Source organism: Mesorhizobium sp. GW821-FHT04C10 (assembly GCF_059420305.1).
In genome coordinates, this window is the sequence record NZ_JBWKTL010000001.1 from 4755644 (window position 1) to 4772538 (window position 16895).

Annotated in this window: 21 protein-coding genes; 11 read left to right on the top strand and 10 right to left on the bottom strand. The window is 62.0% G+C overall.

The annotated features are described in order from the left end of the window. Window positions 1-62: 62 nt before the first annotated feature. The 4 genes from AC07UC_RS23115 to AC07UC_RS23130 all read left to right on the top strand — a co-directional run bounded on the left by AC07UC_RS23115 (window position 63) and on the right by AC07UC_RS23130 (window position 3347). Entirely contained in the window at window positions 63-695 is a 633-nt protein-coding gene (locus AC07UC_RS23115) for a PAS domain-containing protein (RefSeq protein WP_494907511.1), read from the top strand. A 119-nt stretch (window positions 696-814) separates the two neighbouring features. Continuing rightward, window positions 815-1432, top strand: coding sequence for a PilZ domain-containing protein (locus tag AC07UC_RS23120; RefSeq protein ID WP_056566564.1), 618 nt, complete (start codon window positions 815-817; stop codon window positions 1430-1432). Between the two features lie 294 nt (window positions 1433-1726). Then, a complete protein-coding gene (locus AC07UC_RS23125) occupies window positions 1727-2335 on the top strand; it encodes a transglutaminase-like cysteine peptidase (protein WP_494907512.1) in 609 nt (202 codons plus the stop codon). A gap of 259 nt (window positions 2336-2594) precedes the next feature. Beyond that, the gene (locus AC07UC_RS23130) at window positions 2595-3347 is read left to right on the top strand and encodes an NYN domain-containing protein (protein ID WP_140767738.1); all 753 of its coding nucleotides are present in this window, start codon (window positions 2595-2597) and stop codon (window positions 3345-3347) included. A 46-nt stretch (window positions 3348-3393) separates the two neighbouring features. On the opposite strand, the gene AC07UC_RS23135 is transcribed toward AC07UC_RS23130, so the two are convergent. Next, a complete protein-coding gene (locus AC07UC_RS23135; RefSeq protein WP_202322829.1) occupies window positions 3394-3921 on the bottom strand; it encodes a gamma carbonic anhydrase family protein in 528 nt (175 codons plus the stop codon). A 19-nt stretch (window positions 3922-3940) separates the two neighbouring features. Next, the gene (locus tag AC07UC_RS23140; RefSeq protein ID WP_494907513.1) at window positions 3941-4276 is read right to left on the bottom strand and encodes a DUF6949 family protein; all 336 of its coding nucleotides are present in this window, start codon (window positions 4274-4276) and stop codon (window positions 3941-3943) included. 125 nt (window positions 4277-4401) lie between these two features. Between AC07UC_RS23140 and AC07UC_RS23145 the strand changes: the two genes are divergently transcribed. Beyond that, window positions 4402-5133: a hypothetical protein gene (locus AC07UC_RS23145; protein ID WP_202327442.1), complete on the top strand. Its 732-nt coding sequence runs from the start codon at window positions 4402-4404 to the stop codon at window positions 5131-5133. 49 nt (window positions 5134-5182) lie between these two features. Here the strand turns inward: AC07UC_RS23145 and AC07UC_RS23150 are convergent, their stop codons facing one another. The 3 genes from AC07UC_RS23150 to AC07UC_RS23160 all read right to left on the bottom strand — a co-directional run bounded on the left by AC07UC_RS23150 (window position 5183) and on the right by AC07UC_RS23160 (window position 7298). Beyond that, window positions 5183-5386, bottom strand: a complete 204-nt coding sequence (locus AC07UC_RS23150) for a DUF3126 family protein (protein WP_019857879.1) — start codon at window positions 5384-5386, stop codon at window positions 5183-5185. A gap of 151 nt (window positions 5387-5537) precedes the next feature. Continuing rightward, complete coding sequence (gene cysE / locus AC07UC_RS23155) at window positions 5538-6386, bottom strand: serine O-acetyltransferase (RefSeq protein ID WP_056566866.1); 849 nt, start codon at window positions 6384-6386, stop codon at window positions 5538-5540. Window positions 6387-6653: 267 nt separating this feature from the next. After that, entirely contained in the window at window positions 6654-7298 is a 645-nt protein-coding gene (locus AC07UC_RS23160; RefSeq protein WP_494907514.1) for a VOC family protein, read from the bottom strand. A 109-nt stretch (window positions 7299-7407) separates the two neighbouring features. Between AC07UC_RS23160 and AC07UC_RS23165 the strand changes: the two genes are divergently transcribed. Next, on the top strand, window positions 7408-8022 hold the full coding sequence (locus AC07UC_RS23165; protein WP_494907515.1) for an HD domain-containing protein: 615 nt from the start codon (window positions 7408-7410) through the stop codon (window positions 8020-8022). Between the two features lie 100 nt (window positions 8023-8122). Continuing rightward, window positions 8123-9088, top strand: a complete 966-nt coding sequence (gene speB, locus AC07UC_RS23170) for an agmatinase (RefSeq protein WP_494907516.1) — start codon at window positions 8123-8125, stop codon at window positions 9086-9088. A 22-nt stretch (window positions 9089-9110) separates the two neighbouring features. Here the strand turns inward: speB and AC07UC_RS23175 are convergent, their stop codons facing one another. Genes AC07UC_RS23175 through AC07UC_RS23185 form a run of 3 tightly spaced genes read right to left on the bottom strand, consistent with a single transcriptional unit; the run spans window position 9111 to window position 11083 of the window. Then, entirely contained in the window at window positions 9111-9878 is a 768-nt protein-coding gene (locus AC07UC_RS23175; protein WP_494907517.1) for an alpha/beta fold hydrolase, read from the bottom strand. 20 nt (window positions 9879-9898) lie between these two features. Then, the gene (locus AC07UC_RS23180; RefSeq protein WP_494907518.1) at window positions 9899-10462 is read right to left on the bottom strand and encodes a DUF192 domain-containing protein; all 564 of its coding nucleotides are present in this window, start codon (window positions 10460-10462) and stop codon (window positions 9899-9901) included. Window positions 10463-10486: 24 nt separating this feature from the next. Next, a complete protein-coding gene (locus AC07UC_RS23185; RefSeq protein ID WP_140767746.1) occupies window positions 10487-11083 on the bottom strand; it encodes a cold-shock protein in 597 nt (198 codons plus the stop codon). Window positions 11084-11301: 218 nt separating this feature from the next. Between AC07UC_RS23185 and gloA the strand changes: the two genes are divergently transcribed. Continuing rightward, the gene (gene gloA / locus AC07UC_RS23190) at window positions 11302-11742 is read left to right on the top strand and encodes a lactoylglutathione lyase (RefSeq protein WP_202322834.1); all 441 of its coding nucleotides are present in this window, start codon (window positions 11302-11304) and stop codon (window positions 11740-11742) included. Between the two features lie 140 nt (window positions 11743-11882). After that, the gene (locus AC07UC_RS23195; protein WP_140767748.1) at window positions 11883-12170 is read left to right on the top strand and encodes a DUF2218 domain-containing protein; all 288 of its coding nucleotides are present in this window, start codon (window positions 11883-11885) and stop codon (window positions 12168-12170) included. Between the two features lies 1 nt (window position 12171). Here AC07UC_RS23195 and AC07UC_RS23200 read toward each other — a convergent pair whose 3' ends face one another. Together AC07UC_RS23200 and ilvA are read right to left on the bottom strand one after the other, a co-directional pair. Further along, window positions 12172-12726, bottom strand: a complete 555-nt coding sequence (locus AC07UC_RS23200; RefSeq protein ID WP_494907519.1) for a DUF1697 domain-containing protein — start codon at window positions 12724-12726, stop codon at window positions 12172-12174. Then, a complete protein-coding gene (gene ilvA, locus AC07UC_RS23205; RefSeq protein WP_140767750.1) occupies window positions 12723-13979 on the bottom strand; it encodes a threonine ammonia-lyase IlvA in 1257 nt (418 codons plus the stop codon). The genes AC07UC_RS23200 and ilvA overlap by 4 nt, the downstream gene beginning before the upstream one ends. A gap of 200 nt (window positions 13980-14179) precedes the next feature. Between ilvA and AC07UC_RS23210 the strand changes: the two genes are divergently transcribed. Together AC07UC_RS23210 and AC07UC_RS23215 are read left to right on the top strand one after the other, a co-directional pair. Beyond that, window positions 14180-15583, top strand: a complete 1404-nt coding sequence (locus AC07UC_RS23210) for an aminopeptidase P family N-terminal domain-containing protein (protein WP_494907520.1) — start codon at window positions 14180-14182, stop codon at window positions 15581-15583. A 99-nt stretch (window positions 15584-15682) separates the two neighbouring features. Then, on the top strand, window positions 15683-16756 hold the full coding sequence (locus tag AC07UC_RS23215) for an alpha/beta hydrolase (protein ID WP_140767752.1): 1074 nt from the start codon (window positions 15683-15685) through the stop codon (window positions 16754-16756). The last annotated feature ends 139 nt before the right edge of the window (window positions 16757-16895 follow it).

The window sequence follows — 16895 nt, forward strand, 5'->3', positions numbered from 1 at the left end:
GGAGGGCGCCCTTCTGTTCACCGATGGGACATCAGACGACAGAATGCGCGGAGCAGCATAACATGAACCAAAACGGATCGATCACGCTGTTCCAATATTGGAACCGCCTGCGTGACGGACGCCCTGCCCCGAAGCGATCGGAAGTCGAACCGGCCGATATCAAGTCGCTGCTGGCCGATACGTTCATCCTGGAAAGGGACACCCGCGGGCAACCCGTGTTCCGCCTGGCCGGCACCAGGCTCTGCGCCTGCTATGGCCGCGAACTGAAGGGTTTCTCCTTCCCGTCACTGTGGCGCGAGAAGGATCAGCGCCTGGTTTCAAGGCTGATTCATGGGGTTTTCGATCAGAAATCGGTCGTGTTGATCATATTCGAGGGCTTCAGCCGCAACGGTCGCTCGAACAAATTCGAACTGCTTGCCTTGCCGCTTGACGGTGGCATCGAAAACCAGCGCTGCCTTGGCGTGGTCAGCGCCGTGGAGAAACCATTCTGGCTGGGTGCCGACCCGATCACGGACGCACTGATCGATTCGATCCGTGTCATCGATCCGGAGAAAGAGCTGCTCAACAACCGTCCGGCGATCGACGTCCCCTCGCTTGTTCCGGCCGAACTCGATGCGCCCGATACGATCTCGGCGCTTGGCCGGGCGCGCCGCATCCGCCATCTCGTCGTCTTCGACGGCGGGCGCGAGGAATAGTTGATCATCCCTCGGGTCCCGCAGGCTCGTTTTTCCCCTTTGTTAACCTGCTTTGTTGTAATTCTCCGATGAAGTCCTTCGCATCGACGCGCGGGATGCCAAACGGGGTGTAGGCAGTCATGAGGTCAGCGGCGGTCGACTATGCGCCGTCCCAAGCTGAAAGGCGTAACTTTCAGCGCGTCCGGGTCAAGATATACGGACGATTCATGCTGGAAGACCGCACCGAGCATCCTTGCCAGGTCGTCGACATGTCGCCCGGCAACGTCGCGCTCCGCACCGATCGCATCGGCATGCCCGGCGAAAAAGTGATCGCCTATATCGACCATATCGGCCGCATCGAAGGCGTCGTCACACGCACTCTGCAGGACGGCTTCGCGATGACGGTCATTGCTTCCGACCGCAAGAAGGACAAGCTGGCGGCGCAGCTGACCTGGCTGGCCAACAAGCATGAACTCGACCTGCCGGAAGACCGCCGGCACGAGCGCGTCGCGCCGCGCAACCCGACCAGCGTGTTGCAACTCACCGACGGCCGTCAGTACCAGTGCAGGATCATCGATCTGTCACTGTCGGGCGCGGCGATCGAGATCGACGTCAAGCCGGCGATCGGCGTCCAGGTCATGCTGGGCACCATGCGTGGGCAAGTCGTTCGTCATTTCGAGGATGGCGTCGCCATCGAATTCGCCGTCATCCAACGTCCCGAAACGCTCGATTCCGAATTCAACACGCCGCGCGCCTGACCGGCACGGACAGGCAATCAAACCGGCCCTTCGCGGCCGGTTTTTTGTTGCGGCAATCACCCAAGAAAATTTCCGGAAGCGGCTGAACCGCGCGGCAGCCCAAAGGTGGCCATCCGCCCCCATGGACAGCGAAGCCCTCACGCCTTTGACAAGCCGATAATCCAAACAATTAAATACTAAAATGATTCAAATTTTATGTTTATTCTACTGGCGTTTTACTTAAAGTCTGCTTCGCGCCTTTGCGTCAAATAAATCCACATGTGGCAATGTCTCCTTCGAACGGGGAGACTAGAAATGAAAGAAACGAGGGGCAAGCTGTTGCTGATGGCAATGGCGATGCAGCTTTCCGCCTGGGGATCAGCATATGCCGCGGGACCGGCCTATATGCACACCGGCGGCCGTACCACGCAGCCTGTTGGCCATTACGAATTCTGCCGGCGCATCCCTGGCGAATGCAACGAGAAGACGCCCAAGGGCGCGCCAGTCGACCTGAGCCGCAAACTCTGGGCGACGATCGTCAGCATCAACAATTCGGTCAATACCCGCATCAAGCCGCGCACCGACATGGAAAACTACGGTGTCGAGGAGTACTGGGCCTATCCCGACAACGGCTATGGCGATTGCGAGGACTACGCGCTGGAGAAGCGCCGCGAACTGATGGACGCAGGCGTGCCGGCGGGTGATCTGCTGATGACGGTTGCACGCCAGCCGAATGGCGACGGCCACGCCGTGCTGACCGTGCGCACCAGCCTCGGCGAGTTCATCCTCGACAATCTAGAAACCAAGGTGCTGTCCTGGACGGACACCGACTACACCTATCTCAAGCGTCAATCGACGGAAAATTCCGGCGTTTGGGTGACGATCAACGACGGCCGTTCCGACGCGGTCGCCAGCGTCCGCTAGAGCGCCAATGCATGCCGCCCAAAGGGGCAGCGGTTTGCGGCATGCATGCAACAGAGGTTAAGCGCATCGCGACGCGCTTAAGGAGAAACCCGGTCGAGTCCCCACCCTCCCCGTCCCCAACGACCGGGTCAAAGGAGCCGGCCCCGTCCCCGGGCCGGCTCCGCCATTTCCGGGATAGCTGCTAAAATTGATCCCAATTTCCATGGCATGTGCATTCGCGCCGCCATATCTCCAGAGGATATCAGCAGCAGGAGGCCTTATGCCGACCGAAGCTCGATCACCGCGTCTTGCGGTTCTTATCGACGCGGACAACACCTCCGCCAAGATCGCCGACGGTTTGTTCGAGGAGATCGCGAAGATCGGCGAGGCCAGCGTACGCCGTATATATGGCGACTTCTCCAGCACACGGTCCAAGAGTTGGGCAGACATATTGGCGAAGCACGCGATCATTCCGCAGCAGCAGTTCGCTTATACCACTGGCAAGAATGCTTCCGATATTACACTGGTGATCGACGCGATGGACCTGCTCCATAGCGGCCGTTTCGACGGTTTCTGCCTGGTTTCTTCCGACAGCGATTTCACGCGGCTTGCTGCGCGCATACGCGAACAGGGTGTCGATGTCTTTGGGTTCGGAGAGCAGAAAACCCCGGAGAGCTTTCGGCAGGCTTGCCGCCGGTTCATCTACACCGAAAACCTTCTACGTGGCCCGGCGAACATCCCGGACGCCGCGCCCGCATCGAAGCCGCTTCAATCATCCAGTGCCGCGCTGCCGATACTCAAGAAAGTCATTGGCCAGATGGACAGTGAAGACGGCTGGGTGCTGCTCGGCACGTTCGGAAAGCAGCTCTCGAACCTCTTCTCCGACTTTGACCCTCGCACCTATGGTTTCGGCAAACTGAGTGACCTGGTGAGGAATACAGCCGAATTCGAGATCGAAGCGCCCAAAGGGGGAGCCATGCGCATTCGAATCAAGCCTGCGACCGCGAGGAAAGGAAAAAACAAATCCGCCTGATCCATACGGGACCGCCGTCCTAGCAACTGCCGGCTGGATCGTGACCTCAGAGCTTCTTCAACCCCGCCTTGAAGCGTTTGCCGTTGGCGACGTAGTGCGCGGCCGAGCCGCGCAGCCTGGCGACGGCCGCGTCGTCCAGCACCCTGATCGCCTTGGCCGGCGAGCCGACGATCAGCGAATTGTCGGGAAATTCCTTGCCTTCGGTGACCAGCGCGCCGGCGCCAACGAGCGAATTGCTGCCGATCCTGGCGCCGTTCAGCACAATGGCGCCCATGCCGATCAGACTGTTGTCGCCGATGGTGCAGCCATGCAGCATGGCCCGGTGGCCGATCGTGCAACCTTCGCCGATGGTCAGCGGAAAGCCGGGATCGGTGTGCATGACCGTGTGTTCCTGCACATTGGTGTCGGCGCCGATCACAACAGGTTCGTTGTCGCCGCGAATGACGACGCCAAACCAGAAGCCGGCATTGCGGCCGACGCGCACATTGCCGATCAGCGTCGCATCGGGCGCGATCCAGTTTGAACCCGCATCCTCGAAGTTGGGCTCTGCTCCGTCGATCGCATAAAGCGGCATTGTCGGTCTCCGAATCGTCTCAGATGCCGGACCCTAGGAGACTGATCGTCCATGAGGCAATGGCGAGCGTGACAATGCCCAGCGCCAGGGACCAGGCAATCGCCGTGCAACCGCATGACAAGAGCGCGACGGTCGAAATGCGACCCTCCCGCCGGGCATCGAGGGCATCGTTGACCAGCATGAACGGCCCGGCGCCAGCCGTGGCTGCCAGCGAGCGCAGCACATGCGAGGGCGATACGTAGGGCTCGGTGAAGGCGACCTTGCGGCCTGACATCAGTTCCATCGTCGAGCCCGTCAGCCCGCAAACCGTCAGCCCGACGAGAAAAGCAAACAGGAAGAGTTCCATCTGGGCCATCTTAACCTTCCATTTACCATGAAATCGCACAGTCGTTTCAGGAAGGCTGCAAGAGCCGTGCCGTGCGATGTGTGCCGCCGAGGCACAGCTGGAACGGCGGACGGGCGGTTGGGATGAGGACCGAGATGAAGCAGGCAGCGATCGCCGACGGCCCGGAACTCACCGTGGTCGATTCCATGCTGATGAAGCGGGTGTTCTACGCCTTCGCCGCACTTGCCTTGCTGTCCGTGGCGATCAGCCTTGGCGGCAAATGGTTCGGCCATTCGATCGCCATGGCCGGATACACGGATGATCCGACCATCCGCCAGGTCGTGATCGGCAACAATGTCATCGCGGTGCCGGCCAATTTCATCCGTTTCGCCCAGGCACGGCGCGACGGCATCGCCTCGCGTCTCGACCTTTATCTGCGCTATCCCCAGATGGACGGCTACAGCGAGGCGGCTCGCGACGATTTCAACCACTCAGAAGCCAACAGGAACATCGTCTTCCTGTCCTTCGAACCACAGATGATGTCGCGCGACATGAGTGGCCGGTTCGCGCCGATCTACAGCGCGCTCATCGTCCAGCCCGGCATTCCGGGACCTGGCGGCACGACGGTCTACGGTTTCAACGAGAAATCAGGGTATCTGAACGAGGTGCTGGTGGTCGGCAAGCGCCCGGGCAAGGATCCCTTCGTCGCCCGCTGCCTGAGCGGGCCGAGTGCCGGTCAATCCCTGGCGCCTTGCGAGCGGGACGTCCATGTCGGCAACGATCTCAGCCTCACCTACCGTTTTCCCAAGGAATTCCTCGGTGACTGGCAGACGCTCGACGCGGCGATCACGGCCGAGACCGGGCGATTCCTGAAAACCGGACATTGACAGACAAAGACAGGCCACGCCCGGCGCGGCCTGTCTTTGGATTGCGGGCTCAGCCCAGATCGATGTCGAGGATCGCCATCGAGAAATTGTAGTCGCCGTCATCCTCGTCCTTGAAGACGATGCCGAGGAACTCGTCGCCGACATAGACTTCGGCCGAATCTTCCTTGCGCGGCCGTGCCTTGACCTCAAGCTTGGGGTTCTGGAAGACGCGCTTGAAATAGGCGTCCAGCTTTCTGATTTCGTCCGGCTTCAACAGTCTTCTCCGATCATCGGGCTTGCTGGTTTGAAGGGCGCTTCTGGCACGTCGACAATGGCGATGTAAAGGCAAGCCGGCCGTATTGCACCGGAAGCGGCGGCTACCGGGCACAATCGCAATCACGCCGGACAGCGCGCCGGCGCGGAAATCAGATGTCGAAACTGATCACCTGGTCCATCTTCTGCGACGGCAGGAGCTGGTCCATCTGGCGCGAAGGCTGATCGCAGCCGGTCTCGCCAACCACGCGGGCCGGCACGCCGGCAACCGTCTTGTTGTGCGGCACGGGCGACAGCACCACCGATCCGGCGGCGACCTTGGAGCAATGGCCGATCTCGATGTTGCCGAGAATCTTGGCGCCTGCGCCAATCAGCACGCCACGGCGGATCTTGGGGTGGCGGTCGCCACCGGCCTTGCCGGTGCCGCCCAGCGTCACGCCGTGCAGGATCGATACATCGTCCTCGATCACCGCGGTCTCGCCCACGACCAAGCCGGTGGCATGATCGATGAAGATGCCCTTGCCGATGCGTGCGGCCGGATTGATGTCGGTCTGGAAGACCGAGGACGAACGGCTCTGCAGGTAGAGCGCGAAGTCCTTGCGGCCCTGGTTCCACAGCCAGTGCGCCAGCCGATGGGTCTGGATGGCGTGAAAACCCTTGAAATACAGCACCGGCATGATGAACCGGTCGCAAGCCGGGTCGCGGTCATAGTAGGCCTGGATGTCGACGCGCACGGTGGTCGGCCAGTCCTTGTCGTCGGTCAGCATGGTCTTGAAGGTCTGGCGGATGAGGTCGGAGCCGATATCCTGATGGGCAAGCCGTTCGGCGATCCGGTGAATGACGGCCTCTTCCAGGCTCTCCTGGTTGAGGATCGTCGAATAGAGGAAGGCGGCGAGCAACGGATCGCGGTTGACCGCGTCCATCGCCTCGTCGCGGATCGAACGCCAGATCGGATCGACCGGCTGCAACGCGCTGTGGCGGGAAATGCTGATGCTGTTCATCGACGTCTCGTCCTGCGTCCTGCTGGCTTGCCTGCTGTCTGGCCGCACATATAGGCCAGATCATAGCACGATTGAACTCAATTTTCCTTAGTGCTTCGTCAAATGGATTTGGTTCGCAGGAATTCAAGCAGCCATGGAAAACGAACCCTTGATCGCCGAGCCCCCGGAAAGCGGCCGTCCGCGCCAGTTGCCGGCAAGGCGTAGGACGATCTGGTGGCGGGCACGGTCAGCGCGGCGCCGATGACGCCGCGCCGAGATCGACGCAGTTCAAGTCGGCAGCGACGTGCCGGCCTGTTCGGCCACCATGTATTCGGCATACCAGTCGGGCCAGTTCACATCATGCTGTCCGCCGGTCCGTTTCTCGTGTTCGCCGTGTGCTGCCGCCGCACGTCGCAGCGCCGCGGCGAGCTCGCCCGACGACGTGAACACGGTATCGCTGGGATCGACGCGTCCAGGCAATCGCTGGGTGATTTCCTGCAGGATGAAGCTGTTGCCGTCCGGATCACTGAACGTGACATAGGAGGAATAGCTGCGCCCTTCCGGATGCCGGCCACTGACCGGCGGCTGGCCAGGCCCTGTGCGGTGGAACACCTCGCTCGCCTCGACGCCGCGCGCCACGAGTTCGGCGTGCGCCGCCTCGATATCGGATACCACGAGATAAAGCCCCTTGGCCGAGCCTGGCGCGGCTGATGTCAGACCCTTGCCGAAATGGATCGAGCAGGGCGAACCCGGTGGCGTGAACTGCACAACTCGAAACACATCGCCGACGACGAAGTCCGCGTCGAGCCGCCAACCCAGGCCACTGTAAAAACGCTTGGACCGATCCGCATCCGCAACGGCAATGATGACGGCCTCGAGCTTCATGTCGATGGTCCCCGGTCCGGGGTTCTCGCTGCCAGGCGTATTGGTCATGTCAGCCTCCTGGTTGGATATTCCTGGATGGCAACATTCTCCAGAGCCCCGGCCCGTGCAAGGTTCGAAATGATTGGCTCGAAGAGGCCGAGATCGATTAACTGGCCGGATGACGAAAATGAAAGACCAGTCCTTGATCGCCGAACCGCTGAAACAGGAACTCTCGGCGCTCTACCGAGCCGAGGATCGCCACTACCACAACCTCGCCCATATCGAGGCCATGCTGGCGCTGGCCGGCGACTATCGAGCGTCGCTGCATGACCCCGAAGCTGTTGAAGCGGCAATCTGGTTCCACGACGCCATCTATGACAGCAGGGCCAAGGACAATGAGGCCAGAAGTGCCGCTCTTGCCGAGAAAAAGCTCGCGGGCAGCACCGATGCCGGGCGCCTGAACCGCATCAGCGCGATGATCCTCGCCACCGCCACACACCAATTGCCTTTGTTCGACAACGCGGCGGCAACACGCGACGCCAGCCTCTTCCTCGACATGGACCTGTCGATCCTGGGTAGCGCGCCTAGTGCTTTCGACGCCTATGAACGCGCGGTCCGCCGCGAATATGGCTGGGTGGAGGAGCCGATGTGGCGTGCCGGACGGGCTGCCGTGCTGAAGGATTTCCTTGCCCGCCCGCACATCTTCCACACGCAGGAATTTCGCCAGCGCTTCGAGCCTCAGGCCAGGCTGAACATGGCGCGCTCGCTGGAGACCCTGCAAAAGCCGTCGTGATTTTCGCTCTGGTTCTCCCGGCTTTCGCATCCGGCCCAACAAGGCAGAACTGCGAGACGCCGAAATCGTCAAACGTGAATTCTTCAGAGGTGCCGACATTATGAGCAGCAATTTCTTCCAGCCGGTCGACGCCTCGGCCGTTCCCCGTTTTGCCGGGCTGTCGACCTTCATGCGGCTGCCGGCGGTGGCGAGTGCCGAAGGACTCGATATCGCTCTCGTCGGCATACCGTGGGATGGCGGCACGACCAACCGCGCCGGCGCCCGCCACGGCCCGCGAGAGATCCGCAACCAGTCGAGCCTCATGCGGCGCGTCCACCACGTTTCGGGGACCGAACCGTTCAGCATCGCCAATGTCGCCGATGTCGGCGACCTCTCGGTCAATCCGATCAATCTCCTAGACGGGTTGAAGCGCATCGAGGAAGGCATCGCTGCGATCGTGACGGCAGGCGCCATTCCGCTTGCCGCCGGCGGCGACCACCTGACGACGCTGCCGGTGCTGCGCGCCGTCGCCAGGGAGCGTGCGGTCGGCATGATCCATTTCGATGCGCATTCCGACACCAACGACCGCTATTTCGGCGACAACCCTTATACGCACGGCACGCCATTCCGCCGTGCCATCGAGGAAGGCCTGCTCGACCCGAAACGGGTCGTTCAGATCGGCATTCGCGGCTCGATCTACGAGCCCGGCGAGCACGACTGGGCGGTCGCCCAGGGCATTCGCATCATCTACATGGAGGAATTCGTCAGGCGGGGTGCCGCCAGCGTCATGGAGGAAGCGCGCGCCATCTCCGGAACCGGCCCGACCTATGTGACTTTCGACATCGACTGCATCGACCCGTCGATGGCGCCGGGAACAGGCACGCCCGAGCTCGGTGGCTTCACCACCCGCGAGGCGCAGGAAATGGTGCGCCTGCTCGACGGGCTGAACATTGTCGGCGCCGACGTCGTGGAAGTGGCGCCGCCATTCGATCTCGCCGGCATGACGGCGCTGGCGGGTGCCACGATCATGTTCGAATTGCTGTGCGTACTGGCGAAGTCTGTCCAGGCAGCAAGGGCACCGGACTAGGCGAAAGCACCAGCGCGGCGGCTCAAAGCGGATTTTCGGCGTAGAACTCAAGCACGCGTTGCTTGAAGGTCTTGTCCCCGACCGCCAGCATGTGGTCGCGGCCTTCGATGTGAAAAGCCCTGGCGTTCGGCATCAAGGCGGCAAGCTCGTCGGGCGAGCCGCCGATATCGTCTGTCGTGCCGACGGCAACCAGCGTCGGCTGGGCGATGCGGGCAATGTCCGCCTCATCAAGCAATTCCCGGGATTTGGCGATGCAGGCGGCAAGCGCCCGGCGATCGCTGCGGGTCTGGTCGGCGAAGGCGCGAAAGGAGCGGCCGCGCGGATGGGTGGTCGCGGCTGGATCCTCGGCAAGCAGGGCCGCGGCAATCGGATCCCAGTCGCCGACGCCGTCGATCATGCCGATGCCAAGGCCGCCAAAAACCAGCGTCGCCACCTTGTCCGGATCGGACAGGGCCAGGAACGCCGCGATGCGCGCGCCCATCGAATAGCCCATGACATGGGCCCGTTCGATGCCGAGATGGTCAAGCAAGGCGGCGGCATCGGACGCCATCTTCGCGGGTGTATAATCGGCCTCGTCATAGCTCTTGGACGACGAGCCATGGCCGCGATTGTCGAAGGCGATGGCGCGATAGCCGGCATCGTTGAGCGTCTTGAACCAGCCGGGCGACACCCAGTTGACATAGTGGCTCGAAGCGAAGCCGTGGATCATGAGTACGGGATCGCCCTCGCCTGACGCCGGCTGGCGGTCGAGGAAGGCAAGATCGAACCCGTCATGGGGAAAAAACTGCATCGGAAGGCGATCCCCTGCTCTCAGTCGGAATCGACGTTCGGAGAATCGCCCTTGTCCGCCGGCGGCATGCCGGAACCCGGCGCGGTGCCGATCACGGGATGGCGCAACAGATCGCCGTCCACGATACCGTCCTTGGCGGCCGTGCCGGCCTTGAGCTCAAGTACGAAGCGGACCGGCTCGCCGGGCGACACAATCGCCTCGGATTGCGGCTCCCCTTGCTTGATCGCGCGGATCCTGCCGTCCTGGCCGACAAAGATCAGGTCGAGCGGCATCGGCGTGTTCTTCATCCAGAAACTGACATCACGTGTCTCGTCGAAGACGAACAGCATGCCATGATTGGCAGCCATGTCCTCACGAAACATCAGGCCGGCCTCACGCTCGGCCTCGGTGTCGGCGACTTCGATCGAGAAGGAGCGTTCACCTTGTTTCGTCACCGCGACCAGCGGCGTCGGGTCGACAGGAAGGATCATCGCCCGGCCGTCGGCCGCGCTGGGGACCTGGAAATAGAAGAAGGCGCCTGCGGCGATGATGACGGCAGCAGCGGCGCACAACACGCCCGCCGTCAGCCAGTTCTTGTGAGCCATATGAAATCCTCGGCCGGGATCGCCCTAGTGCGAGACCGGCAAGGTGCCCATATCGGGGTGAATTTCGGCGGCCATAAGGCCTTTGTCACCACGACCGAAACGGACAAGCACAACCTGCCCCGGCCGAAGCTCGGTGATGCCGTAGCGGCGCAAGGTCTCCATATGGACAAAGATGTCCTCGGTGCCCTCGCCACGCGTCAGGAATCCGAAACCCTTGGTGCGGTTGAACCACTTGACCAAAGCGCGTTCGAGCCCGCTCTCCGGCGTCACCGCGACATGGGTGCGCTGTTCCTGCATTTCCGCGGGATGGACGGCGGTGGTGACATCCATGGACAGCACGCGGAAGGCCTGCAGACCGCGATCGCCCTGTTTGACCAGGCAGACGACGCGCGCCCCTTCCAAGGCTGTCTGAAAGCCGTCTTTTCGAAGGCATGTCACATGGAGGAGGATATCGCCCGAGACACCGTCATCGGGAAGGATGAACCCGTAGCCCTTGGCCACATCGAACCACTTGATGGCGCCGGCAATTTCGGTCAGGTCGGCGGCATCGCCGCCTTCATCGCGCTTCAAGGCGTCGCCAAGGGTTCCGGCCCGCCCCGTCAAAGAGGCCTTTTCCCCCATAAGAATGCCCCCTTTTTTGCAAGAACACCGCAACTGATTCTTGACACCAGATTAACACTGCGGCTTCCGGTGTGTGCAAGACCTGCCGTGCCTTTTTTCACGGTTCATTGCGCGAATACCGGATTTGTTCTTTGCCGGCATTGCCCGCGGCCGGCAGATTGCCCTTTGAGCGGGTCGACCCTATGTTGCGCCGCATCCCAACAGAACGAGGAAAACACATGCGCTATCTGCACACCATGGTCCGCGTCGCCGATGTCGATGCCTCGCTCGATTTCTACTGCAACAAGCTCGGGCTTAAGGAAGTCCGCCGCTATGAAAACGAACAGGGCCGCTTCACGCTGATCTTCCTTGCCGCCTCCGAAGACGAGCAGAGCGGCATCGACGAGAAGGCGCCGCTGATCGAACTCACCTACAACTGGGACCCCGAAGACTACAAGGGCGGGCGCAATTTCGGCCACCTCGCCTATGAGGTCGACGACATCTACGCCACCTGCCAGCACCTGATGGACAGTGGCGTCATCATCAACCGGCCGCCGCGCGACGGCAACATGGCCTTCATCAGATCGCCGGACGGCATCTCGATCGAGCTTTTGCAGAAAGGCCCGGCCAAGGCCAAGGCCGAACCCTGGGCTTCGATGGCGAACACCGGAAGCTGGTAGGCGTTGACCCGGCACCGGGCGGACAGCGCCCGGCAACCCTTTGGCGCTCGGCGAGACAATGCCTATCTGTGAGATGTCGTGCCGGCACCAGCGCCGGCCCATTGTCATGCGAACGGGCACCCGCCCGCGGAGAATTCCCCATGCCGTCCAGCCATGCCGACGTCGCCACCGAACATGCCAGCCGTTACCTGCAGCAATTGTGCAAGCATTGGGCACACAAATTCCCGGTCGAGTTCGATCCGCACCATGGCGCGATCGATCTCTCGCTCGGCCGCACCGTCATGGATGCCGATGCGGCCGTGCTGCACATCACGGTGTCGACCGATGAGGCAGGATCGCTCGAGCGCCTGGAAAGCGTGGTCGCCGATCACATCAAGCGCTTCGCCTTCCGCGAGGAACTGACCTTCGACTGGAAGCCGGCGGCGTGATCTAGTTTTTGCCCGCCTGATCGGCCATCTCCAGCAACGCCAGCACCGAGCGCCAGTTGCGCGCGGTGCCCGGCACCTTCAGAACGCGCGGAATGAGGTTGGCAAACACGGATTTGCCGAGCCCATCGGGCGCGCTGAGGTATAGCACGTCGCCCTTTACCTCGAAGCGTTCGGGGCCGGTGCACTTCTCGGCCAGCCGCGCCACCTCGTCGACGGTCGGCTCACGCTCCAGCGCATAGGCATGGAGCTTGGTGTGGTCGGCGGCCGCTTCCGGGTAGGGATTTTCACGCACCAGACGTTCGAACCATGCGAGATCGCGCACCATGATGCGCGAATGAAAACCCCATTTCTTCTCGAAGGCCGCTTCGATCTGCTTGGTCAGCGCGGCCGCGTCGCCCTTGCCGGCCCGGAACACGGCATTGCCGCTTTGCACATAAGTGGCGACATCGGAAAAGCCGAGATCCTCGAAGAACGACCTGAGCTCCGCCATCTTGACGATGCGGTTGCCGCCGACATTGATGCCTGAAAACAGCGCGATGAAAACCTTACCGCTCATATGATGAATCCCGCCAATGTCTCATTGTCGGTGATATCCTGATACTGGACGCCTTCTGCCTCGAAGTTTGCCTTCAGCAGGTCGAAATTGCGGCGGTCCTTGGTTTCGATGCCGATCAGAACCGAGCCGAAATTTCGCGCCGACTTCTTCAGATATTCAAAGCGCGCGATGTCGTCGTCCGGACCCAGCATTTCGAGGAAGTCGCGCAGCGCGCCAGGGCGTTGCGGGAAGCGGATGATGAAGTACTTCTTCAGGCCCTCGAAGCGCAGCGCCCTTTCCTTGACATCCGGCAGCCGCTCGAAATCGAAATTGCCGCCCGAGACCACGGCGACGATGGTCTTGCCCCGGATCTCCTTCCTGGAAAAATCCTTCAGCGCATCGATCGCCAGCGCACCGGCCGGCTCGAGCACGACGCCTTCGATATTGAGCATCTCGATCATGGTCGCGCAGAGCCGGTTTTCCGGGATCAACCGCACCGTGTCGGCGGCGAATTCCTTGAGATGCCGCAAGGGTTCGCGACCGATTTCGGCTACCGCCGCGCCGTCGACGAAGTTGTCGACCTTGGCGAGCTTCAGCCGCTTTCCGGCCGCGAGGCTGTCGTGCAGGCTCGGCGCCCCGGCCGGCTCGCAGAAGACGAAGCGCGCCTCCCTGCCCTGATCGGCGAAATAGTGGGTGACGCCGGCGGCAAGCCCGCCGCCACCGACCGGCAGCATGATGATGTCAGGCATGCGCGCACCGGCCATCTGGTCCGCGATCTCATAGGCCACCGTCGCCTGCCCCTCGATGATGTCCTTGTGGTCGAAGGGCGGCACCATGTGGGCACCGGAGCTTTCGGTGAATTCGAAGGCGGCGCGATAGCAGTCGTCGAAAAAGTCGCCGACCAGCCTGATCTCGACGAAATCGCCGCCGAACAGCCTGGTCTTGTCGATCTTCTGTTGCGGCGTCGTCACCGGCATGAATACCACGCCTTTTTTTCCGAAATGACGGCAGACGAACGCGAAACCCTGTGCATGGTTGCCGGCCGACGCGCAGACGAACAAGTCAGCCTGGTTGCCGGCGGCAAGCGCCTTGCGGAAGAAGTTGAAGGCGCCGCGGATCTTGTAGGAGCGCACCGGGCTCAAATCCTCGCGCTTCAGCAGCACCCGAGCGCCGGTCTTTTTCGACAGGTAGTCGTTTTCCTGTAGCGGCGTTTCAGGAAAGATCTGGCGGATCGCGGCGGCAGCAACGGCGACGCGGGAGGAAAAACTGCTCATCGGAAAGCCACCTTGTGCCGCATGTTTCGTACAGACCTGTTATCGATCTAGCCGCACAGCGCCTATCTGTTGCACGCTGATCTGGCGCAGCCGATCCTGCCTATTGCATATCCGGCTCCGCAACGCCATTGTCCGGCCCTTCATGCCCTTGCGCAAAGGGCATTCGCAGAATCCTTGCAAGCACTTGGGGGCGTTTGTTCATGCCTGTTGCATCGGTCGGTCTGAAATCCATGTCGCTGCCGGAATTCGGCGAACCGACGGTGATGCCGCTGGTTGCCCGAAATACCCATGAAGCGCGCATCGATGCGCTGATGGCGCGCGGGGCCAAGGCCGGTTTCGATGCCTTCGCCGTCTATGGCGACCGCGAGCACGCCGCCAACGTCGCCTATCTCTCAGGCTACGATCCGCGCTTCGAGGAGACATTGCTGGTCATCGTTCCCGGCAAGCGGCCACGACTTCTCGTCGGCAATGAAGGCTGGGGCTACGCCGAAATCTGCGGTGGACCGTACGAGCGTGTTCTCTACCAGACCTTCTCACTGCCGGCGCAACCACGCGACCGCTCGGATGCGCTACCTGACATCCTCGCCGGCTGCGGCCTGAAGCCCGGCCACAGGATCGGCGCCATCGGCTGGAAGCCTTTCGGCGCCGGCGATGCCGGGTTCGACGAGACGACGCTCGACCTGCCCTCCTTCGTTGCCGACACGCTGCGCGCTTTCGTCGGCGACAAGGGCGCGGTTCTGAATGCCGCCAATCTGCTGATGAACCCCACCGACGGGCTGCGCGCCATCAACGAAGCCGACCAGTTGGCCAGCTTCGAATTTGCCGCGACCTTCACCTCGCAGGGATTGCGCAACGTCCTGCAAGGCATTGAACCCGGCATGACCGAACTGCAGGCGGCGAGGCTGATGGGCATGAACGGCCTGCCGCATGGCTGTCATCCCATGCTGTCGGCGGGAAAACGCGCCGCCTATGGCCTGCCAAGCCCTCGCCTCGACGTCATCCGGCGCGGTGACCCGATCACCATGGCCTATGGCATCCAGGGTGCGCTCAACGCCCGTGCCGGCTTTTTGGCCGAGGATGCCTCAGAGCTGCCTGCCGCTATCCGCGATTATGTCGAAAAGCTGGTCGCGCCCTATTTCGCGGCCGTCGTCGACTGGTACGAAGCGATCGGCATCGGCACGACGGGCGGCGCTCTGTGGAAGGCGGTGCATGATCGTATCGGCGACCCGTTCTTCGGCGTCTCCCTCAATCCCGGCCATCTGGTCCATATCGATGAGTGGATGCATTCGCCGGTTTTTTCCGGCTCCGACATCAAGCTGCGATCAGGCATGGCGCTACAGGTCGACATCATCCCGGCGACCGGCAGCGACTATTTCACCACCAACATCGAGGATGGCATCGCGCTCGCCGACGACGCGCTGCGCGAGGAGATCGCGGCGCGCTATCCCGAAGCCTGGAGCCGCATCGAAGCGCGGCGCGCCTTCATGTCGGATGTGCTCGGCATCCGCCTCAAGCCGGAGGTGCTGCCCTTCTCCAACATTCCGGCTTTCCTTCCGCCATTTTGGCTTTCGCGCAACAGTGCGATGGCCGTAGCCAGCCGCTGACCACATTTCGACTGGACACGACTTAGTTCTGCCGCACTCTCCCTGTCCGGGAGGTGTCGCGGGGGTAGATGGGCCTTTTGGCCGGAGTGGAATTCAGACGTGCCTTTGAAGAAGATACTTACCGTTGTTATCGCCTTGCTCGTCGCCGGCTGCGCCGGCCCGCAAACGCAGGAATTGCTTGGCAGCGCCATCGTCGCCGCGCCGGTGACAGAAATCGCCGGCAACCACTCCATCTTCATCGCCACGACACGCAAGAAATCCGATGATCCCAACAAGGTTTTCGACGGTGAGCGCTCGGCGACGCTGAACTATGCGCGCGTGAATGTCACCGTCCCAGGGCTTCACAAGACTGGCCAGATCGAACGGCGCTCACGCGGCAAGTCGGATGATCCGGCCAAATATTTCATGGCTTCCGAGGTCGTTGGCTACGACGCGCAGCCGAAATTTTCCAGCGCGCTCAACGCCGATATCGCGGCGCGCGGCGGCCGCGTCATGGTCTTCGTCCACGGCTACAACACCGGCTTCGACGACGCGGTCTATCGCTTGACCCAGATCGTCCACGATTCCGGCTATCCGGGCACGCCGGTGCTGTTTTCCTGGGCCTCGGGCGCAAGGACCACCGACTATGTCTATGACAAGGAAAGTGCCAGCGCCGCACGCGACCAGCTCGAAGTGACATTGCGCATGCTGGAGCAGTCCGGCGCGCGGCGCATCGACATTGTCGCGCATTCGATGGGAACCTGGGTGACCATGGAAACGCTGCGTCAGATGGCCATCAGCGGCGACCGTGATCTCGGCGGCAAGCTCGGCGACGTGGTGCTTGCCTCGCCCGACATCGATGTCGATGTGTTCAAGAGCCAGATGCGCCGCTATGGCAAGCCCGACAAGCCGTTCATCCTGCTGTTGTCCGACGACGACCGAGCGCTGAGACTCTCCGGCCTGATCGCCGGTTCGCGGCCGCGCGTCGGCGATTACAAGGATGCCGCCGATCTTGCCTCCTATGGCGTGACGGTCGTCGATCTCTCCAAGGTCAAGGGCAGCGACAGCTTCAACCACACGAAATTCGCCGACAATCCGGCCCTGGTGAAGATGATCGGCCAGCGGCTGCGCGAGGATGACGGCTTTGCCAGCGACCGGGACGTGACCGACCGTATCAGCCTGCTCGGGCAATAGATGCGGCACCACGGATTTCGCCGTGTCCGTTCACCCTTGCGGCAGTATCCGGTCACTTTGAACTGGACCGCGCCGACCTCTGGCTATATCGGAATGGTGTGCGACGTCATGCGTTTGACGTCCCCGTCGCGGGAGCCGG